The sequence below is a fragment of the Agrobacterium sp. 22117 genome (assembly GCF_052045735.1).
GTDB classification, from domain to species: domain Bacteria; phylum Pseudomonadota; class Alphaproteobacteria; order Rhizobiales; family Rhizobiaceae; genus Agrobacterium; species Agrobacterium cavarae.
The window spans coordinates 308,312-328,522 of the sequence record NZ_JBQEPP010000006.1 but is presented as its reverse complement, the minus strand read 5'-3'; the positions used below and the strand labels follow the sequence as shown (position 1 = coordinate 328,522).

The 20,211-nt window shown below is 59.6% G+C and carries 17 protein-coding genes; 2 read left to right on the top strand and 15 right to left on the bottom strand.

Going from position 1 to position 20,211, the window contains the following annotated elements; all coding sequences use genetic code 11:
- Positions 1-8 precede the first annotated feature (8 nt).
- From ACTJKV_RS18630 to ACTJKV_RS18605, 6 genes are all read right to left on the bottom strand, one after another.
- A complete protein-coding gene (locus ACTJKV_RS18630; protein ID WP_113225694.1) occupies positions 9-704 on the bottom strand; it encodes an ROK family protein in 696 nt (231 codons plus the stop codon).
- Between the two features lie 18 nt (positions 705-722).
- On the bottom strand, positions 723-2,093 hold the full coding sequence (gene zwf / locus ACTJKV_RS18625) for a glucose-6-phosphate dehydrogenase (RefSeq protein WP_440599266.1): 1,371 nt from the start codon (positions 2,091-2,093) through the stop codon (positions 723-725).
- A gap of 16 nt (positions 2,094-2,109) precedes the next feature.
- On the bottom strand, positions 2,110-3,114 hold the full coding sequence (gene gnd / locus ACTJKV_RS18620; RefSeq protein ID WP_440599265.1) for a phosphogluconate dehydrogenase (NAD(+)-dependent, decarboxylating): 1,005 nt from the start codon (positions 3,112-3,114) through the stop codon (positions 2,110-2,112).
- Between the two features lies 1 nt (position 3,115).
- The gene (locus tag ACTJKV_RS18615; RefSeq protein ID WP_440599342.1) at positions 3,116-5,545 is read right to left on the bottom strand and encodes a glucan 1,4-alpha-glucosidase; all 2,430 of its coding nucleotides are present in this window, start codon (positions 5,543-5,545) and stop codon (positions 3,116-3,118) included.
- 332 nt (positions 5,546-5,877) lie between these two features.
- The gene (locus tag ACTJKV_RS18610; protein ID WP_440599264.1) at positions 5,878-7,248 is read right to left on the bottom strand and encodes a sensor histidine kinase; all 1,371 of its coding nucleotides are present in this window, start codon (positions 7,246-7,248) and stop codon (positions 5,878-5,880) included.
- On the bottom strand, positions 7,245-7,907 hold the full coding sequence (locus ACTJKV_RS18605) for a response regulator transcription factor (protein ID WP_062442305.1): 663 nt from the start codon (positions 7,905-7,907) through the stop codon (positions 7,245-7,247). Before ACTJKV_RS18605 ends, ACTJKV_RS18610 begins: the two co-directional genes overlap by 4 nt.
- A 135-nt stretch (positions 7,908-8,042) precedes the next feature.
- Between ACTJKV_RS18605 and ACTJKV_RS18600 the strand changes: the two genes are divergently transcribed.
- Entirely contained in the window at positions 8,043-8,549 is a 507-nt protein-coding gene (locus ACTJKV_RS18600; RefSeq protein WP_062597959.1) for a hypothetical protein, read from the top strand.
- Between the two features lie 106 nt (positions 8,550-8,655).
- Here the strand turns inward: ACTJKV_RS18600 and ACTJKV_RS18595 are convergent, their stop codons facing one another.
- The gene (locus ACTJKV_RS18595; RefSeq protein WP_440599263.1) at positions 8,656-9,303 is read right to left on the bottom strand and encodes a TetR/AcrR family transcriptional regulator C-terminal domain-containing protein; all 648 of its coding nucleotides are present in this window, start codon (positions 9,301-9,303) and stop codon (positions 8,656-8,658) included.
- Between the two features lie 85 nt (positions 9,304-9,388).
- Between ACTJKV_RS18595 and tet(30) the strand changes: the two genes are divergently transcribed.
- Positions 9,389-10,603 (top strand): tetracycline efflux MFS transporter Tet(30), encoded by a 1,215-nt coding sequence (tet(30), locus tag ACTJKV_RS18590; RefSeq protein ID WP_440599262.1) that lies wholly within the window; start codon positions 9,389-9,391, stop codon positions 10,601-10,603.
- Between the two features lie 16 nt (positions 10,604-10,619).
- Here tet(30) and ACTJKV_RS18585 read toward each other — a convergent pair whose 3' ends face one another.
- From ACTJKV_RS18585 to ACTJKV_RS18550, 8 genes are all read right to left on the bottom strand, one after another.
- A complete protein-coding gene (locus tag ACTJKV_RS18585) occupies positions 10,620-11,828 on the bottom strand; it encodes an amidohydrolase family protein (RefSeq protein ID WP_440599261.1) in 1,209 nt (402 codons plus the stop codon).
- A gap of 65 nt (positions 11,829-11,893) precedes the next feature.
- Positions 11,894-12,871: an ABC transporter ATP-binding protein gene (locus ACTJKV_RS18580; RefSeq protein WP_438371221.1), complete on the bottom strand. Its 978-nt coding sequence runs from the start codon at positions 12,869-12,871 to the stop codon at positions 11,894-11,896.
- A complete protein-coding gene (locus ACTJKV_RS18575; protein WP_440599260.1) occupies positions 12,868-13,866 on the bottom strand; it encodes an ABC transporter ATP-binding protein in 999 nt (332 codons plus the stop codon). The genes ACTJKV_RS18580 and ACTJKV_RS18575 overlap by 4 nt, the downstream gene beginning before the upstream one ends.
- Entirely contained in the window at positions 13,863-15,368 is a 1,506-nt protein-coding gene (locus tag ACTJKV_RS18570; protein ID WP_440599259.1) for an amidohydrolase family protein, read from the bottom strand. The genes ACTJKV_RS18575 and ACTJKV_RS18570 overlap by 4 nt, the downstream gene beginning before the upstream one ends.
- Positions 15,365-16,558, bottom strand: a complete 1,194-nt coding sequence (locus ACTJKV_RS18565) for an amidohydrolase family protein (RefSeq protein ID WP_440599258.1) — start codon at positions 16,556-16,558, stop codon at positions 15,365-15,367. The genes ACTJKV_RS18570 and ACTJKV_RS18565 overlap by 4 nt, the downstream gene beginning before the upstream one ends.
- Positions 16,559-16,579: 21 nt before the next feature.
- Positions 16,580-17,527, bottom strand: coding sequence for an ABC transporter permease (locus ACTJKV_RS18560; protein WP_062442335.1), 948 nt, complete (start codon positions 17,525-17,527; stop codon positions 16,580-16,582).
- A 13-nt stretch (positions 17,528-17,540) separates the two neighbouring features.
- Positions 17,541-18,506 carry an ABC transporter permease gene (locus ACTJKV_RS18555; protein WP_062426746.1) on the bottom strand — a complete coding sequence of 322 codons (966 nt, stop codon included), beginning with the start codon at positions 18,504-18,506 and terminating at the stop codon, positions 17,541-17,543.
- A 73-nt stretch (positions 18,507-18,579) separates the two neighbouring features.
- A complete protein-coding gene (locus ACTJKV_RS18550; RefSeq protein ID WP_112520361.1) occupies positions 18,580-20,139 on the bottom strand; it encodes an ABC transporter substrate-binding protein in 1,560 nt (519 codons plus the stop codon).
- Between the last annotated feature and the right edge of the window lie 72 nt (positions 20,140-20,211).

The window sequence follows — 20,211 nt, the reverse complement described above, 5'->3', positions numbered from 1 at the left end:
CCTTTGAGTCAGGCGATGAGCTTCTTGTCCCTCCAGAGGCGAAAACCGCCTTCGAAGGCAAGGGCGTTGTCGCCTTTACGACACTTGGGCGGCAGTGAATCAAGTTTCTCCACATTGCCGCCACCGATGACCACATAGTCCGGCTCAAGGGCGTCAGTCAGAGCTTCGACCACGTCGAACACCCGTTTCTGCCACTTCTTGTGGCCTTTCTTTTCTCGGTAGGCTTCGCTGACGTAATGCTCGTAGCTCTTGCGCTTGCGATAGGGAAGGTGGGCGATCTCCATCGGCTGCGCGACGTTTTCCACGATCATCGCCGCCCCAAGCCCGGTGCCGAGGCCAAGAAACAGCATGCGGCCACCTTTATAGGAGCCGATTGCCTGCATCATGGCGTCGTTGACGATGCGAACGGGATGACCGAAGGCGGCCTCATAATCGAACCCAACCCAGCCCTCGCCAAGGTTCGCAGGGTCGCGAAGCGGCTTGTTATGGACAACCGGGCCGGGATAACCCATCGAGATCACGTCGTATTTCATGCCCTTCGCCATGGCCTTCACGGCCTCGACCATGTCGGAGGCGGTCATGGTCTTGCCGCTTTCCGCCTTCTTTTCCTCACCACCTGCGCTGGAAAGGATTTTGACGTGGCTGCCGCCGATATCGATGGACAGGACAACGCGATCTTTGGTCTCTGAAATGTCTTGAGTCATATATATTTTCTCCAGTGGTCAGGCGGTGTCCACCCAGCCTCCAGGCGGCGCGAAATTGTCCATCTCGGTTGGTCCCCATGTCCCCGGCTTGTAGGTCGGTGGAATGGTCTTGTCGTCCAGGATCGGCTCGACGATCTTCCACGCCAATTCCGCGGCATCCTGCCGGGTGAACAGTTGCCGATCACCGGCCATGGCGTCGCCGATCAACCGTTCATAGGGCGCCATATCGCCGATGCCATCATCAAGCGCCGTGAGTTCGACTGCCTCACCCTTCATTTTTTCGCCGGCTGCCTTGCGGCGCGCGCCGACGCCGATGGAGATATCCGGGCCAAGGCGGAAGCGGATGTAGTTGGCAGGTGTATCAGTAACGTCATCGAAGAGCGCCACGGGAGGGCGCTTGAAACGGACGACCACTTCGGTGGCGTGGGCGGGCAGGTTCTTGCCGGCGCGGATGAAGAACGGCACCCCATTCCAGCGCCAGGTCGCAACCCGGAAGCGAACGGCAGCGAAGGTTTCCGTCGGCGATGATGGAGCCACGCCGGGTTCGTCGGTGTAGCCTTCGAACTGGCCGCGCACCACGTCTTCTTTGGACAGCGGCGGCATGGCTTTCAGCACCTGCACCTTCTCGTCCACGAGATCGTCGGAGGCACCCGACGCCGGCGGCTCCATGGTGAGGAGCAAGAGGACGTTGACGAGATGGTTCTGGATCACATCGCGGATGCAGCCCACTTCGTCATAAAATTTGCCTCGCCCCTTAATGCCGAAATCCTCGGCCATGGTGATCTGCACGCTCTCCACATGGTCTCGGTTCCAGACCGGCTCGAGGAAGCTGTTGGCAAAGCGAAAATACAGAAGGTTCTGAATGGCTTCCTTGCCAAGGAAGTGGTCGATGCGAAAGATTGCATCTTCCTCGAACACCTTGTGCAGCACGTCGTTCAGCTTCTTGGCCGAAGCAAGGTCGCGCCCAAACGGTTTTTCCACCATCAGCCGGGCGTTCTTGGCGATGCCGGCCTGATCAAGACCATCGGCGACTGTCTCGAACAGGGACGGTGGAATTGCGAGATAGTAGAGCGGGTTTTGATGTCCTGCCAGCGCCTGCTTCAGTTTGTCGAATGTCGACTGGCTTCGGTAGTCGCCGGAGACGTAGGACAACTTCTCCGCCATCTTTGAGAAAGCAGCCTCATCGATGGTGTCAACGTGTTTCGACACGGCGTCTTTGGCACGCGCGATCAGTTGGTCGCGCGTCCAGTCGTCAAAGGCCACGCCGATGATGGGCGTGTTGAGCGCGCCGCGCTTCACCATCGCATAGAGCGAAGGAAAGATCATCTTGTGCGCGAGATCACCGGTGGCACCGAACACCACCAATACGTCGGACTGTTCCAGTGCCATGGCTTTTTCTCCCGCCTTACTTGGCTTTTTCCAGATGGCCGCCAAAGGCGTGGCGCATGGCCGATAGCACCTTGCCAGCAAACTGTGCCTCACCGCGCGAGGAAAAGCGTTCGAAGAGCGCCGAGGCGAGAACCGGGGCCGGTACACCCGTTTCCACGGCGGCCTGCAACGTCCAACGGCCTTCGCCGGAATCCGATACGCGGCCGTCATAGTGTTCGAGATGCGGATCCTGTTTCAGAGCCTCAGCCGTCAGATCCAGCAGCCATGAACCAATGACCGAACCGTGTCTCCAAACTTCTGTCACAGCGGGCAGATCGACATCGAAACGATAATATTGTGGATTGGCGAGCGGCGCCGTTTCTGCATCGACCTCGCGCTCGCTATTCCCGGCGTTGGCGGCTTTCAGGATGTTCAAGCCTTCGGCATAAGCTGCCATGACTCCATATTCGATGCCGTTATGCACCATCTTGACGAAGTGGCCGGCGCCGGCCGGACCGCAATGGAGATAGCCTCTTGGAGCTGTGCCGGTTTCCGGATCCTCCGCAATGTTCTGCCCGGCACCCGGTGCGAGAGAAGCAAAGATCGGATCGAGACGCTGTACGGCGGCCTTTGGGCCCCCGATCATCAGCGAGTAACCACGCTCCAGGCCCCAGACGCCACCCGATGTCCCGACGTCGATGAAGTCGATGCCCGACGGTGCGAACTCCGCGGAAAGATTGATCGCCTCATGATAAAGCGAGTTGCCGCCATCGATAATGGCGTCTCCATTATCGAGCTTTGAAGCAAAATCCCGCGCAATCTTCGGGGTGATGGCTGCCGGCAGCATCAGCCACACGGCGCGCGGCTTTTCGAGTTTGGAGATGAGATCCTCAGCCGAGGAAGCGCCCTTCGCGCCTTCTTTGACGAGCGCCGCGACATTGTCCGCATTGACGTCGAAGACGACGCAGTCATGACCCTGTTTGAGGAGGCGGCGAACCATGTTGGCGCCCATACGGCCGAGGCCTACCATTGCAATTTGCATCTCATTCTCCATTTTCGATGCGGGCTGAATCACCTGATTCATCCACGACGTGAACGGTAAAGTTGGTGTTTTCCCACGTTCCGCTGTCTGGCCAATAGAAGGTGAAGACGATCGTTTTTCCTGCGCCTTCATGCTGGACAGGCAGGTCGGCGCAATAGGTGCCAAGTCCCGATGGTGCCATTGGCGTATCGGAAGCGCTGACCCAGCCGTCCGCGCTCCAATGCACCACCGCGTTCGTCTCGGTTTCCAGTCGAAGCATCTTGCCAACGGGGATCGATGACAGGCGGTTGTTGAAACGCCAGATGCGCAACTGAGACCCTGTCTTGTTCTTGATGTAGCGCTCGACGCCTTGCGGCGGCATATCGAACACGGTGCCATCCTTCAGCGATCGCAGAAGCTTGATATGCTCGGAATGGGCCCAGACGAGTGGCATGGCACTGCCCGACGGGCGACCGAGAAAGAGCTCCTTCTCGGGCAGATCCGGTCCATCCCAAACCTGCTCCGGGAAAAGCCCGCCATAGCCCGCCGATTTCTCGAGCGTTCCCAGAAGCGCTTCGGCGGCTTCACGCCGGCCGGCAGCAAGTTCGTAATGCGCGCGTTCGCCAGCCAATAGCGGCCAAGGCCGGCCCTTGCCCGTACCATCGAAGGGCGCGCCATCTTCATGCTCGCCATAGCCATCGCCGGTGTAGCGATACCAGAGCGATCCCTGTGGCAGATCGGCGCGCAGGCTGTGATCGATGGCTTGGATGGTGTCGAGAATATGCGGATCGTCGGGCGCGCGCAGGCCGAAACGGACGAGCGCCAAGGCATCCGGACTGAGCACGTCGGCTGTCGGCAATAGTGCCCGGTCGGGCGTCTGATTGCGGATCTCCGTGTTGCCTGTAGCACTTGCCTCATCCGTCGCCCCGAGGGGCGCGATGCGGACATAATGACCCGAGATTTTAAGCGCTTCGCAGAAATTCTTCTCGCCGGCAAAGGTCCATTGTTCGATCTGTTCGTTCCAGCAGTCCGCGGTTTCGCGCAGATGATTGGCAGCCACATCGTCGCCGTCAAGCGAGAGCAAATCGGCCGCTGCAAGCAGTGCGGCGATCTCAACGGCAAGCGTGAAGGGACTATAGCCTGCATCCTCCTCCCAACGATCCTCGCAGGTTGTGGGACCGTTTGTCAGGATGTAGTTCGCCGCGTTTCGCACCATTGGCATGAAGCGCTTCTGTGCCTTCGCATCAAGATGACCCAGCCTTCGCAGCATGTCGGTGAGCAGGATAGGAAAGGCGCACTCATCCATCTGGATGCCTGGCCAATAGGGTTTCCCATCGAGCCAGAGATTCTGCGGCCAGCGGCCGGAAGGCTGTTGAACATGGCGCAGATAGTCGAGGATGGCGATCGCTTCCTCTGTGTCACCTGCGGCCAAAAATCCTCCAGCCGTCTCCACCAGGTCGCGGGGCCAGACGAGGTGGTAGCCGCCAAGGTCGTCATCGCCTTTGGAGAAGCCCCACGGAATGGAGAGGCTGGCAACCACGGCGCCGGCTCGATCCGCTGCCCTGTGCGAGGCGAGAACGGCGGTTGATACCCGGTAGGCATTCACGCCGGCCTGCTCCTGGCGATCCAGCGGGACGAGCTTTTGCTGCCAGGCCTGCCAGTTGGCGACATAATGTTGTTGTGCCTTTTCAAACCCGTCCTTGAGGCTGCCCGCTGCGGCGGCGGCTGCCTCGAATTCCGTTTGACCGAAACCGATGGCCATTGTCGCTTCCTGGCACGCAACGGTGAAATCGAACTCACCTGCCAGGGCCACGTTGCCGTCATCGGCTCGCTGGTATTGTTCGGCAATGCGCCCATGTTGTTTCAACTGCCGCCAGCCATCCGAAACGCCGACAAAACCCGCGCTCACAGCGCGCCATGGCGTGTCGGAGATGAGCGCCAGATAACGTGAGCGGCCGGTGGCGAACAGCACGGCCTTGTCCTCGAACTCACTAATCCAGGCCGAGTTCAGTTGTCCCGCATTGACCAGATGGGGAGCGAGCAGGGCGGTGACCCTGTAGTCACCCACCTCACCCTTGAGTGCCGTGAAGCGGACACGCTGCAGGACGCAGGCACGAGACGGATCTGTCACTACCTGCTTCTCGATCCGGTAGCGCCCATCTCGCGCGGTGTTGATGATGGAGAAGGCAGGAATTCCAGGGGCGATTGTCCCGGTTTCCGTTTCGCAATCGCGCTTTTCCTCGGAGAAGTAACCGTCATTGCCGGTGACGACGAAACCGAAATCGCGTGTGCAGGCGCTGTCGACGCGGGGATAGTAAATTTCGTTGAGAACGCCGTGGCTCAAGGTGAACCAGACACGCGAATGTTTGGAGAGTGCGGTGCCAATGCCGTTTTTAGCGCTCGATGTCCAGCGCGCTTCGATCCCAGGCGCTCCAGGAGCAGCGTCCACCATTTTGCTCAACTGAGGTGTGCCGGTATCTGACTTGTTTTTCGTTGTCGGGATGGAAGGTTCAGGAAGGGAACTCGTCATTTCAAGAATGCCTTGATGCGCTGCAAAATGAATAGCTTAAGTTCAAAACAAGAGAGGATCGGCTGTCACCCCACCCGGAATATTTCAGTTCATACTCAGATACCACAATAGTACTTGGCAACTTACATTTTCGTAATTCTTAAACAAACTTCGATGCTTCTGTCGCCTTATCCAGCGCCGTTGTCGTCGAAGCCTTTCAAATTCATGCGAACAACGAGATTGAGCGGCTTTCGGTTGCAGCGGTGAAAAATTTCTTATGACGATCCAGTCCGGGAGACCGGTAGCGTTACAATGGCCTGAAAACCGTTTTTGCTGTTCTGGAGCGTAACGGTACCGCCATAGAGTTCGACAATTTCCTTCGATATCCCCAAACCGAAGCCACTGCCCTGTACACTCTCATCCAGCCGCATACCCGGCTGGAAAGCCTCGGTGATTCTGTCTTCGGCAATGCCCGGGCCGTCGTCGGTAATCGTGATCGCGACAAGGCCGCCTGTTCGCGTGGAAGTGACTGTTACGGCGGTAGAAGCCCATTTAAACGCATTGTCCAGCAGGTTGCCAAGAATTTCGTCCACGTCCTCCGGATCGCAGCGAATGCCGGCGCGGTCCTCGACTTCGCAACGAACAGACAAAGCCTTGTCGCGATAAATGTTCGAGAGAACGAGAATGAGGTCGTCGAGACGAGGGCGAAGCAAGACGTGCCGATCGGAAGGCTGGCCTGCCGTGGACTTTCGCGCGTCGGCAAGATGATGCCGGATTCGACGATCGATCCGCAGGACGAGATCTCTCAACCCGCCATTCGGGTCGTTGTCGTCGTTCAATCCAAGCGTCAGGCTGGCGACGGGCGTTTTCAGCCCGTGCGCCATATTGGCAAAATGGATCCGCGCCTCCTCAAGTCGCCTTTCGTTCAATGCGATCAGGCGGTTGATCTCCGTCGCGACGGGTTTCAACTCTTCGACTTCTCCCTCGGGCAGAGTTGAGCGATTGCCGGCTGATACCTCTGCGATATCGGTCGTCAGGCGCTTGAGCGGCTTGAGGCCGAACCGCACCTGTAGATACGTTCCGATGAGGAGAGTTATACCGAGCAGCGCCATGGCCGGCACGAGCCACATGAGGGATCGGAACGCCGGATCGGTCAACGCAGCCTCAGGCGCAGACGCCGTGATCTGCACCAGCTGGCCGTCGATGCGTGTCGACAGGGTGCGCGTGTAAAGCCCGCGTCCATTGCCGTCTTCCGTCTCACCTGGCCGCGGTCGTGCGGACGCCAGATCGCGCCAGTCCGCCTGGCGACCGCCGGGTTTGAGGGCGCGACGCTCCAGAGAACGGGACGAGAGCGTCGATGTCTCTGATCTCACCTGCCAGTACCATCCGGAATTCGGTCGATCAAAGGGCGGTCCGTCCAGTTGAGAAGCCATCGTCAACTGGCCGTTTTTGCCAACGGTCAAGCTGCTGCGCGCACCTTCGATCTGAGTATCCAGCCGCTGGTCAATCTGCTCGCGGACGACCCCGGCAACGATGAACCAGAGAATAACGGACGCGACGAGAATAGCACCGGCCACGAAGGCGGCGGAAAACGCCGTCAGGCGTCCGGCAATCGAGGTGGGGCGGGAAAGGCGCGGCCATCTCATGATGCAGCCGTCATCATGTAACCCCTGCCACGCACGGTCTCGATATATTCGGCGCCAATCTTCCGGCGCAGCCTAGCGACGATGACTTCGATGGAGTTGGAATCCACTTCGGCGTCGCCATCATAGACGCGCTCCATCAACTCGCTCCGGTCCACGATGATCTCCTTGCGCAAGATCAGGCAGGAGAGCACACGCCACTCCAGTGCCGTTAGCTTCAAGGGAACGCCGTCCTTCTCGAATGTTCCAAGCTGGGCGTTGAAGGTAATCGATCCACAGGTCACAGTCGCGCTGGCATGGTTGTTGGCGCGCCGAACCAAAGCGCGCAGTCGCAACACCAGTTCCTCGACCTTAAAGGGTTTGGTGAGAAAGTCATCGGCTCCCGCTTTGAAGCTCGCCACCTTGTCTGGCCAGCCGTCCCTTGCCGTCAGTACGAGTACAGGAAACGTCTTGCCTGCATCTCGCCAGGAGGCGAGCACCGAAACGCCATCGATCTTGGGGAGGCCGAGATCAAGAACCGCGACATCGAAGGCTTCTGTCAGGCCTGCATGCTGACCGTCTTCACCATTGCGTGCGACATCGACAACGAAGTTTTCGTTTCTCAGACTACCGGCAATGCGGCCTGCAAGGTCGGTATCGTCTTCGACAAGAAGGACACGCATGAGGGAATTCTACTCCGTGGGATCGAGCTTTCTTATGGTGCTGGACGCTTAACTCAAGCTGAACAGGATGGTTCAGGCTGGCGGTGGTGGGGCTTTGATAGAAAGGCGTCATTCCAATCACAAAGGAGACCAGACATGTCTATTACACCTGAAACCGAAACCAAGCACCACGACGACATCAACCACGTTCACCCGCATCCGAAGAAGCGGTCTGTCGCGGCCTTCGCGGTCGGCGCCATTGCCATTCTGGCCGTCGGCGTTGCCGGCGGTGCCGGCGCCATGAAGCTGACGCAGCCCAAGGCAGAGCTTGCGCCGATTGTCCCCGTCGCCATCTCTGCCATGCCGGATGACAGCCTGACCAGCATCAAGGGCAAGGTGGTCGAGATCTTTGGCAACAAGTTCATCATTCAGGATGAAAGTGGCCGTGCTCTCGTAGAAACGGGACGGGAAGGCAGGGGCGGTACTCTCGTCAACAAGGACGAAGTCGTTACCGTTCAGGGCCGCTTCGATGACGGCTTCCTTCACGGTAGCTACATCGTTCATGAAGATGGAAAGACCAACCCGCTCGGCCCGGCCGGCAAGCCGCCGCGCGGCCCGGAAGGTGGTCCCCGTGGACCGGAGGGCGGCCCTCACAAGCCTTGATATTTGAGGTTCGCAACATAGCTGGAAAAACACACGGCCGCTCGGATACGAGGCGGCCGTGTCGTCATGGTTTAGCTATGGCGACGCTGGCGGAAGATAGCAGCGGCTAGGTCGACTGCTTTCGCCGCAATGCGTTTTGCAGGCCCGAAATGAGATATCCAAGACCGCTCTCGAATACGTCTTCCGTGTTGACCGTTCCAACCTGCCGAAAGGTTTCCAGGGCTTCGGTCAACAGAGGGAGGGGAGCAAGCTCCGCGTCGAAGTCGACTTTAGCGCCGTTTTGATCGATCCGTTCTCGCTCTTGCTCCCCCTGTTCTTCAAGAACATACCCCACCACATAGCGTGTCACGCAGATGGCGATGCCAAACGCCTCCTTGGTTGAAAAGCCCGCATCGACATAGAGCTGCAACACCTTTTCCGTATCGGCAAAATCGGTGACCGATGGCCGCGTGCCTGCGGTCAATCGCGCGCCGTCACGCACGCTGAGCAGCGCCTTGCGGACGCTGCGGGCGTTTGAAAGCGTAAACGACACCCAGTCCTCTCCAGGTTTTGGCACGCGGTCGTCATGATAGCGCAGCAGCATTTCTGAGTTGATCGCATCCAGCAGCTGAGATTTGTTGCGAAAATGCCAATAGAGCGCCGGCTGCTGAACGCCAAGCCGTTCTGCAAGCTTTCGGGTGGATAGCTTGTCTATCCCCACTTCGTTCAACAGCAGCAAAGCCTCATCGATGATGCGCTCGCGTCCTATCGCCATGGAAAACACCTCTTGACTTATCACCGATAAGGGAGCTTATCACTGATAAATTTATCGTTGATAAAGTCTATGAGGATATCTCTCCATGAACAAGGCCCTCATCGTCATTCTCTCCACCGTCGCGCTCGACGCGATTGGCGCCGGTCTGATCTTTCCCATCCTGCCGGATCTGTTGCGCGAGGTGATGGGCGGAGACGATTTCGGCTTCCTATACGGGCTCATGCTGTCTGTGTTTGCGATCATGCAATTCGTCTTTTCACCCGTTCTCGGCGCGCTCAGCGATCGGTTCGGGCGGCGTCCCGTTTTGCTGCTCTCTCTTGCGGGCACACTCATCGATTACCTTGTTATGGGACTTTCGCCGCTTGGCTGGGTGCTTGTGGTGGGAAGAGCGGTTGCGGGAATAACCAGCGCCAATATGGCCGTCGCGAGCGCCTACATAACCGATATCACGCCAGCCGCTCAGCGTGCGCGGCGGTTTGGCACAATCGGCGCGGTGATGAGCACGGGCTTCATCATTGGCCCGGTGATCGGCGGTGTCATGGGTGCCTGGTGGCTTCGCTCGCCCTTCCTGGCGGCGGCGCTGTTCAATGGTCTCAATCTTCTCGTTGCGCTTTTCGCACTGCCGGAAAGCCGGTCGACGAGCCAAGACAAGTTCGAGCTGAAAGAACTCAACCCGTTGCGACCTCTGCTCTGGCTGTGGAATTTTAAAGACCTTCTGCCGCTTGTCACAGTCTTCGTGGTCTTTGGCCTGGTTGCGGCAATACCCGGGACGATCTGGGTTCTCTACGGCGCCGAGCGGTTCGGTTGGGATTCCGTTCATCTCGGGCTGTCATTGTCGGTCTTCGGCGTCAGTGGCGCGCTCGCTCAAGCCTTTCTCGTCGGGCCGTTGTCGCGCCGCTTCGGCGATCTTGGCACGTTGATGATTGGCGTCGCCTTCGACATGCTCTCCTATACGCTGATGGCCTTCGCTACTCAAAGCTGGATGGGTTATGCTGTAGCGCCGCTCTTCGCACTCGGCGGTGTCGCGATGCCAGCGCTCCAGTCGCTTGCAACAAGCCGGGTGAGCGATGAGCAACAGGGCCAGTTGCAAGGGGTACTGGCGAGCCTGATGGGCATCGCCGGTATCGTCGGACCCGTCCTCACCACTGCCTTGTTCTTCTCGACCAAGGCGAGCTGGATCGGCACCACATGGCTGGTGGGGGTCGGACTTTATCTGTTGGCCTCCCCGCTTTTTACGACGGTGAGAGCACCCAGCCGTGTCGAGGGCGAGTCGTCAGGTCGTCCCAGCGATGATGGTTGAAATGCGAGATCGACGATTAGCGCGTAACGCGCCCGTTTTCGGCAACCAGACGCCCTTGTTTGAAGACCTTGTGCCGCGTTGGGAAGGCAATCACGGCCTCCGGTACATGGCCCGCCGCCAGAGAAACGAAGTCCGCCTTCGCGCCCACTTCGATGCCATATCCCTCAAGTCGCAAGGCTTTCGCACCTGCTGCTGTCACAATGTCGAATGCGGCTGCCAGTTCATCGTCGGTGTAGAAGCCTGATCTGTAGCCAATGATCTCGGCCCGGTGCAGCATATCGCCATCACCATAGGGCCACCAGGAATCGCGGATATTGTCGCTGCCGCTGAAAACGGTGACGCCCTCGCGGCGCAGCAGGGCGACCGGTGGGAAATTGTGGTTGCCGGGGGCATTGGTCATGATCGAGACGCCGCTTCGTGCGATCCGGGCTGCAATCTTCTTCGCCGCGTCCGGTGCGAGGTCGCCGAGCCCATAGGCATGACTGACGGCGACATGTCCCTGCATGCCGAGTGCGACGGTGCGGTCGCAAATTTCCTCGATGGTAAAAGCACCCATCGAGCCTGCATCATGCAGATGGATGTCGATATCGACACCGTGCTTTTCGGCCACGCCGAACACGACGTCGAGATGGCCGTTGACGTCGCGGTCAAAGCTAGCAGGATCAAGACCACCGACGAGGTCTGCGCCAAGACCGATGGCGGCATCGAGAAGCTCTGGCGTTCCCGGGCTTTTCAGGATGCCGCTTTGTGGAAAGGCGACCAGCTGGATGTCGATCATGTCCTGATATTCCTCGCGCACAGCGAGGATGGTTTCCAAAGACTTTAGCCCAACCGAGCCATCGACCATGACGTGGCTGCGCATCTGGGTCGTGCCTTTGGAAATGCAAAGATCGAGTTGATTGCGCGCGCGCTCCGCCATCGGCTCGGCTTTCGCCATGTTCTCGGCCTGGAAGGCCACGCGCTCGTGCACATCAAAGCCGTTGGTGCATGGGCGATGTGGCACCCACTTGCCGCCGTAGAAGCTGGTGTCGAGATGGATATGTCCCTCGACGAAGCCAGGAAGCAGCAGATCGCCGGAAAGGTCGATTGACGGGGTCGATGCCGCGCCGGGAGGCGTTGAACTCCCCGCTGTTTCAATGGCTGTGATCCGACCATGTTCCACGGTGATATCGCGCAGTGAGCCGTCGGCCAGCTTGGCATTGGTGAAGATGGTTGTAGTGGTCATTGGGATTCCTTTTCGTATTCACTCTCGTGAGGCGTCAGCCTGCGCTTGCTCATCACGGCATGTGTTTATAGTGGCGCCAGGTGGCAGGCGATCTTGCCGCCGCCATCCCGGTTGCGGACCTCGGGTGCGACCATGGTGCAGAGCTCTGTTGCGATGGGACAGCGCGGATGGAAGGCGCAGCCCTTTGGCGGATCGAGCGGGCTTGGCGGTTCTCCGCCCATCAATGCGCGGTCCCGGTTAGGCGCCGCGACATCGGGGATCGTTTGCAGCAGAAGCCGTGTGTATGGGTGTTGCGGATTGGCAAACAGAGCCTCGGTCTCTGCCTCCTCCACGATACGGCCGAGATACATCACCGCGATGCGGTCGGCCATGTGGCGGACGACTGCGAGATTGTGGCTGATGAAGAGATAGGTCAGGCCAAGCTCATCCTGTAACCTGCGCATGAGATTGAGGATCTGCGCCTGGACGGAGACATCGAGTGCCGAGGTCGGTTCGTCGCAGACGAGAAATTCGGGCTCGCTGGCCAGCGCTCTTGCAATCGATATGCGCTGTCTCTGGCCGCCGGAAAATTCGTGCGGAAAACGATTGGCGTCGTCCGGCGACAGACCGACGGTGCGCAATAGTTCGGCCACGCGCGCGTCGATCGCTTGTCTGCCATCTCGCAATCCGAACACCTCGATCGGCTCGGCAATGATATTGCCGACGCGCCAGCGTGGGTTGAGGCTGGCATGCGGATCCTGAAAGATCATCTGGGCTTCGAGTGGCTTGCCGCGGTTCGCGCCCTTATCGGCTGGTGCAAAGACGATGGCACCTTCGCTGGGATCGTAAAGTCCCGTCACCAGCCGTGCGACTGTTGACTTGCCGCAACCGGATTCGCCGACAAGCGCGAGGCATTTTCCCTTCTGCACCGTGAATGTCACATCCTGCACGGCGCGAAGATAGCGCTTCGGCTTGCGGTCGATGACGCGGTTTAGCCATGGCGCGGAAACGTCGAAGACGCGCGTCAATTGATCCACTTCGAGCGCGTTGTCAGGGCTTCTCATGCGACGCCTCCATCGTGAATGAGGCAGGCGACGCTGCCGTGATCATTGCGTACCATCGCCGGTTTGACCTCTCGGCAGCGGGAGCCGACATCCGGGCAGCGCGGATTGAAGGCGCAGCCTTGTGGAATGGCATTGAGCCTTGGCATGGCACCATCGATCTGTGTCAATCGCTCGACGCGGGCGCCAAGGGCCGGAATGGAGCCCATCAAGCCACGCGTGTAAGGGTGCTTGGGGTTGCGCAGCACCTCGTCCACCGGGCCAACCTCAATCACTCGCCCGGCATACATGACGGCCACGCGGTCGGCTGTTTCGGCAATCACGCCCATGTCGTGGGTGACGAGCATGACGCCGGCGCCTTTCTCGCGGCAAAGCTTGCGCAGCAGCGTGGTGATCTGTGCCTGAATGGACACGTCGAGCGCTGTTGTCGGCTCGTCGGCAATGATCAATTGCGGATCGCCAGCCAGTGCGAGCGCTATGACGACGCGCTGGCGCATGCCGCCAGAAAACTGATGCGGATAATGGTCGATACGCTCGTCTGCACCCGGAATACCAACCTGTTTCAACAGGTCGATCGCGTGAGCGCGTGCTTCTGCGCGGCTGCGATCGGAGTGCAGGCGGATCGTCTCGGTCAATTGCTGCCCAACCGAAAAGAGCGGGTTGAGCGATGTGAGAGGGTCTTGAAAGATGGCGCCGACCATGCGTCCGCGTACCATGCTCATCTCAAGTTCGCTGAGAGTGTCGGTACGCGTTCCGCCGATACGAATTTCGCCCGCTGCAACCCGGCCCGGCGGTTCAAGCAGGCCCAGCACCGCCATGCCGGTCATTGACTTGCCAGCGCCGGATTCGCCGACGACGCCCAGGATTTCGCCACGCTCGACGGTGAGCGACACATCGGAAAGGGCGGTGAGGATGCCCTTGCGTGTCGGGAATTCGACGGACAGTCCTTTGACCTCCAGGGCCGGGATCGCGGCCGATGTCTGGTTGGGGGTGATCATCGCGATACCTCGCTGATGTGATGCGAGAGCGGATAGCTCGGCGGGAAAATGTCTTCGACAGGAGGGTGTTGGAAGGTTCGTTCCGGATATTTGGCGACAAGACCATCGAATTGGCGCTGCGCCTGCTCTCGTGCAGCGACGAGATCGATACCCGCAACCGCGCCGTCGCGCATCGAAATCCTGCCATCGACGATGGTTGCGCGGGTGACACGACCGGTGGCTCCGTAGACAAGGGTCTGGATCGGGTCGATCCGTGGCGCGATCATGCTGTCGGCCATGTCGAAGATGGCGATGTCTGCCTTCGCGCGCGGAGAGATGCGGCCGAGATCACGGCGTTTCAGTGCATCGGCGCCGGCAATGGTGGCGGCATCGTAGAAATCGGCGGCGGAACCGGCATCCCCGCGGCCCTCGGCAAGCCGGTTCATCATCAGACCGACCGACATGTTGAGAACCATATCGGGAGGGGCGGTATCGGTGCCCATGCCGATGCGGATCCCCATCGCCTTCAAGCGGGAGAAGGATTTGAGCGTCGATCCATGGCGAGCCGAAACGAGTGGACAGTGAGCTATGGTCACGCCATGGTCGGCATAACGTGCGAGATCGTCCTCCGTCGCGACGGTCGCATGCGGCGCGATCAGGCGAGGCGAAAGAAGGCTAAGGCGGTCCAGCCATTCCGGAGCCGTGACACCATGCAGGCGGCGCATGGTGTGCAATTCCATCTCGCCCTGCGCCATATGGAGGCGAACAGGCATCTCCATATCATCGGCATGGGCGAAGGTCTGGCGGAGCAGCGTTTCGGTACAGGTTTCCACGCGGTCCGGCGCGAACATGCCGGAAATAAGGCCGTTGGCTCTGCCGTGAATGCTTTTGGCAAAAGACGCTGCTTCAGCCAACTCGGCCAATCCCCGCTCTTCATCGAAGACAGGTTTCATGGCGCCGTTCTCATCAAGGATGACGCCGCCGCTGCGATAGGCGGGACCGAGCCACACGCGGATGCCGAGGTCTCCGGCTGCATCTGCTGCTGCTTCGAATTCTGCGACCGTCTCACCCCATGCACGGTAAAATAGTGAGGCGATCGGAAGTGCCGAGGTAATGCCGTTCAAGAGAAGCTGCGCAAAGGCGTAGCGCTTCTGGAAGGCAAGTTCGGCCTGGCTATACATTTCATAGGCGCGAGGTGCGTAATCTGCGGCCCAGACGCGGCCTTTTTTCCAGCCGGGCTGGTTGTCCATGGCAAGCACGGTCGTATCGAGATCGGAAAGGGCGTCGAGATCGACAAAGCCAGGACCGATTAGGGCGTCACCCATGTGATAGCGCGCCGAAACGTCGCCCTCGAAATCGCGCCCAACCCAGAGAATTGTGTCGTTCTCGATGACGATTTCGCCATCGGGAATAAGGCATCGTCCTTCCGGCAGATCGGCAACGACGAAGCGCGCTTTCAGCGCCCAGCGCCCGTGCGGCCTCTTGCCAAGGGGAAGCATCGACCAGGATGACGGCGCGTTCATGGACGCTCCTTCAGGCTCTTGCCATCTCGCGCGACAACATTGCCAGCGGTCACCACAAGCTTGCGAGGTTGATGCGTGACGATCGCTTCGCCGACGGTCTCGCCTTCGACGATGACGACATCCCCACGACCGCCGATCGTCAGCGAATGTTCTGCACGATCCATCGCGCGAGCACCGCCAGTGGTACAGACATCCAGCGCCCAGAGGAGCTCATCGTCGCGGCGCAGGTTATTCTTCATGCCGAGTAACATGGACCGCTCAAGCATGTCGCCATTGCCATAGGGTCCCCAGGTATCGCGAAAGCCATCGACACCTGCACCGAAGCGCACTCCGGCGGAGCGCAGGCGGCGCAGGGACGGCACTTCGCGGGAGGGCGGGGCTGTTGTCAGGATCGGCACGTCGAGTTCGGCGCAGGTGTCGATCAGCGCCTGCGTCAGGTTCCAGTCCGGATCGCCAAGGCAGAAGGCGTGGCTGACGGCGACCTTGCCTTGCATGCCGAGCGCACGGATACGCTCGAAGATCAGTTCCATCGAGAAAGCACCGAGTTCTCCGCTTTCATGCAGATGGATATCGATGCCCTTGGCGTGTTTCTCGGCAATGGCGAAGATCGTATCGAGATGAGCCTTCGGATCGCGATCCATGCCGCAGGGGTCGAGACCGCCGACGAGATCAGCCCCCATCGCCATGCCGGCATCGATCAATTCCGCTGTGCCGGGGCGGCGCATCAGTCCCGATTGGGGGAAGGCGACAATCTCGATTTCGACAATGCCGGCCAGCTGGCGGCGGGTCTCCATTACGCCTTCCAGGGCGATCAGTCCTTGGTCCGTGTCGATATCCACATGGCTGCGGATGAGGGTCGTGCCGTAGCCGACCGATTGCAGCGCCTGGCGCATGGACTGGACATGCGCGTCCAACCCATAGTCGCGCTTGACCTTGCGCTCATTGTCGATCTTGTCGATCAGACGCGGGCCGACTTCATTGACGTACCAGGGGTAGCCCAGCAGAGATTTGTCGAGATGGGTGTGGGCATCGACAAGGCCCGGAATGGCGATACGTCCACCGGCATCCTCGACAGGCAGGCCCGCTGCTTCCAGACACTTACCGATCTCGGCAATACGACCGTCGCGGATCAGGATATCGGCGGTGTCGCCGCCCATCGGTCTTGCGTTGGTAATCAGAAGATCGCTCATGTGAAATGTCTCCGCACGGTTTCAGCGCAGTTTGGGATTAAGGGCATCGCGCAGCCAGTCGCCGAGCACGTTGATCGACACAACGAGCAGACAGAGCTGCAGTCCAGGAAAGAGCACGATCCACCAGAGCCCAGAGAAGAGATACTGGTTGCCGATGCGGATCAGCGTGCCGAGCGACGGTTGCTCGGGCGGCATGCCGACACCGAGGAAGGAGAGCGTCGCCTCGATGAGAATACCGAGACCGAAGTTCAACGTTGCCGTGACGAGCAGCGGCGTCGTGGTGTTGGGAAGAATATGCTTGAGCATGATCTTCCATTTCGACAGGCGGATCAGCCGGGCGGCCTGAACATATTCCTTGTTGCGCTCCACCATGGTTTGCGCGCGCACGGTACGGGCATATTGCACCCAGGCCGATAGCGAGATCGCAAGCACGATGACGCCGGAGGCGCCGGCTTCCCGCAGCGATGGCGGGAGTGCCTGTCTGGCGAGCGCGGAAACCAGGATGGCGATCAGCATGGTCGGCATGGATAGGAGAACATCGCCCGTGCGCATGAGCAGGCCGTCGGCCCATTTGCCGTGATAGCCGGCGACGAGGCCAAGCATCGTGCCGATGACGAGCGATACGAGAACCGAGCTTGCGCCGATAATGATCGAGGCACGCGAGCCGTAGAGAATGGCCGAGAGCACATCACGGCCCTGCACGTCGGTGCCCAGAATGAAGGGCCATTGTCCCTCCGGCATCCAGATCGGCGGGATCTCTGCATTCAGAAGATCGAGTGACGCGAGATCATAGGGGTTCTGCACCGTGATCAGTGGAGAGAAGAAGGCCGTGCAGATGAGGATCAGCAGCAGGATGGCTGCAGCAATCGCAGAAGGATGTCGCTTGAAGCTCCACCACAGATCGGATTGGAGAGCCCTCGACAGGCGAGATGGACGGGAAACGGTGGCGGTCTGTTCGATGGCGGTCATGATGGTCTCCCGGTCATGCTGCACGCAGGCGCGGATCGATGACCGCATAAGCGATGTCCACGAACGTGTTCAGCGTGACGAAGATGAAGGATACGATGCAGAGATAGGCCGCCATGACGGGGATATCGACGAAGGTCACGGCCTGCATGAAGAGCATGCCCATCCCCGGCCATTGGAAGACAGTTTCGGTGACGAGCGCAAAGGCGATGAGATTGCCGACCTGCATGGCCGTCAGCGTGACCACTGGCATCAGACAGTTCTTCAACGCATGGCGAAACCAGAGTGCACGTCTTTTGACGCCGCGGGCGCGGGCGAACTTGATGAAATCGGTCCGCAGCGTTTCCAGCATTTCGGCACGCACCAGACGCATCACCAGAGTGATCTGGAAGAGCGACAGCGATAGTGCCGGCAAGACGATGGCCGCGCGTCCCGAGGGGGTCAGGAGGCCGGTGGACCACCAGCCGATGCGCACCACATCGCCGCGACCGTAACCCGGCAACCAGCCGAGCGTAACGGAAAAGGTGAGGATCAGCAGGATGCCGACCAGAAAGCTTGGCAGGGAAACGCCGACGATCGATGAGAACTGCAAGGCCTCCGCCCACCAGCGCCCGCGACCTATGGCGGTAAAGACGCCGAGCGGAATGCCGATGGCAAGCGACAGGAAGGTGGCGATGAGCACCAGTTCGAACGTCGCCGGGAAACGCTCTGCGATCAGCGTCAGCACGGATTGCTGGTTGCGCCAGGACAGGCCGAATTCGCCCTGCGCTGCGTTGGTGACGAAGCGGACATACTGAACGAGAAATCCGTCATTGAGACCGAGCCTGGCGCGCAGCTCGTCGCGTTCGACCTGGGTGGCGCTTTCATTGACCATGATCTCCACCGGATCGCCAAGGAAACGGAAGATGAGGAAGGCGAAGAAAGCAACCGTGAGCATCACGAGAACGGCATTGCCGATCCGCTTGATGAGGAAGGCGAGCATGACACCCTGTCCTTTGTCGGAAGAAAGAAAGCTGGCCCCCGCGACGGCTTTGCGCGGCGAGGGCCATCCGCTATTACATTTTCACCAGCCAGAGGCGTGGAAGGTTATCCGAGAAGAGCGGGAAATCCTTGACTTTCGCGCTGGTTGCCCAGGCCAGCGGCTGCTGGTGCAACGGGATCATCAGCGCATGGTCCTTGGCAATCTTCAGGGCGTCGGCCGAAAGGGCCAGGCGCTTCGTCCGGTCGAGTTCCACTGCCGAGGCTTCCGTCACCTTGTCGAACTCCTTGTCGGACCATCCACCCCAGTTGAAGATGCCGAAGGAACCTTCCTTGGTGTGGAGAACCTGCGAGGTGAGGCTGTAGGCATCGAGCATCGGCAGCGTTGCCCAACCGAGCGTGTAGACATCGACCTTGCCGGACGAGCGCTTCGGTGTCTGCACGGCGCGAGGCCCCTGGTCGAGCTTCGGCTTGAGGCCGACGCGTGACCACATGGAGGCAACCGCCTGACAGACCTGCTCTTCATTCACCAGCGTGTCGGAGCAGTTGAAATCGAATTCGAAGCCTTCTGCACCGGCTTCCTTGAGAAGGGCCTTGGCCTTCTCTGGATCGGCCTTGACTGGGCTGTCGAGTGCCGCGTCATAGCCGGGGATCTGCGGCGCGACCAGTGTGCCGGCATTGCGCGACTTGCCGCGCATGACGCGTTTTTGAATGAGGTCCAGATCGATTGCAAGCTGCATGGCCTGGCGGACGCGCAGATCCTTCATCGGGTTCGGGGCGCCGGACAGCAGAGTGTCGCGCTGGCTGAAGCCGATCATCACGGTGCGAAGATCAGTGCCTTCCAGAAGCTTCACCTGCGATGCGGCTGCTTCCAAGCGTGGCAGGTCCTGGACCGGCGCCTGATCGGTAAAATCGATATCGCCGGAGAGCAGTGCTGCGACACGGGTTGCGCTGGAGGCAATCGGCGTCAATTCAATCCGATCGATATTGTGCTCAGGCTTGTCCCACCAGCCATCATATTTCACGAAGACCGTCTTGGCGTCGGGCTGCCGGCTTTCGACCTTGAACGGGCCTGTGCCATTTTCATTATAGGTCGCGTAACCTTCGGTGCCGGAGCCCACATCCGTCGGCGCTTCCGCCTTGTTGTCCTTCAGCCATTTGGCGTTGAAGATGTAGATGGTTGTCAGGTCGTTCAGGAGCAGCGGGTAGTTTGCCGTGACATCGATCTCGATGGTGTGTGGATCAATGACGCGCGACCCTTTGTAGGCCGGAATGTTGCCACGCAGTGGCGACTTCGGGTCGGTGGCGCGCAAAAGCGAAGCCTGGACATCGTCAGCGGTAAACTCGGCGCCGTTGTGGAATTTCACGCCCTCACGAAGCTTGAAACGCCATGTGGTGGGCGAGATGATTTCGTATGAGGTGGCAAGCGCCGGTTCCAGCTTGAGATCGCGGTTGTAGCGCATCAAGCCTTCATAGGCGTGATTGAGCACGCCGAGCGCGAAACTGTCTCCATAGGAGTATGGGTCGAGAGAGCTGATGTCTCGCGAAGCGCCCCATTTCAGCGTGTTGGCCATGGCGGGCATGGTGAGCGAAAGAAGCGCTAATCCAGTCCCGAACAGTATGCGTTTGCTTATCATTATAATCCCCTTTTATTGAATGCAATCCGCGCAAAATTATATCCGGTATTGCATGCGATTTTCTCAAGTGCG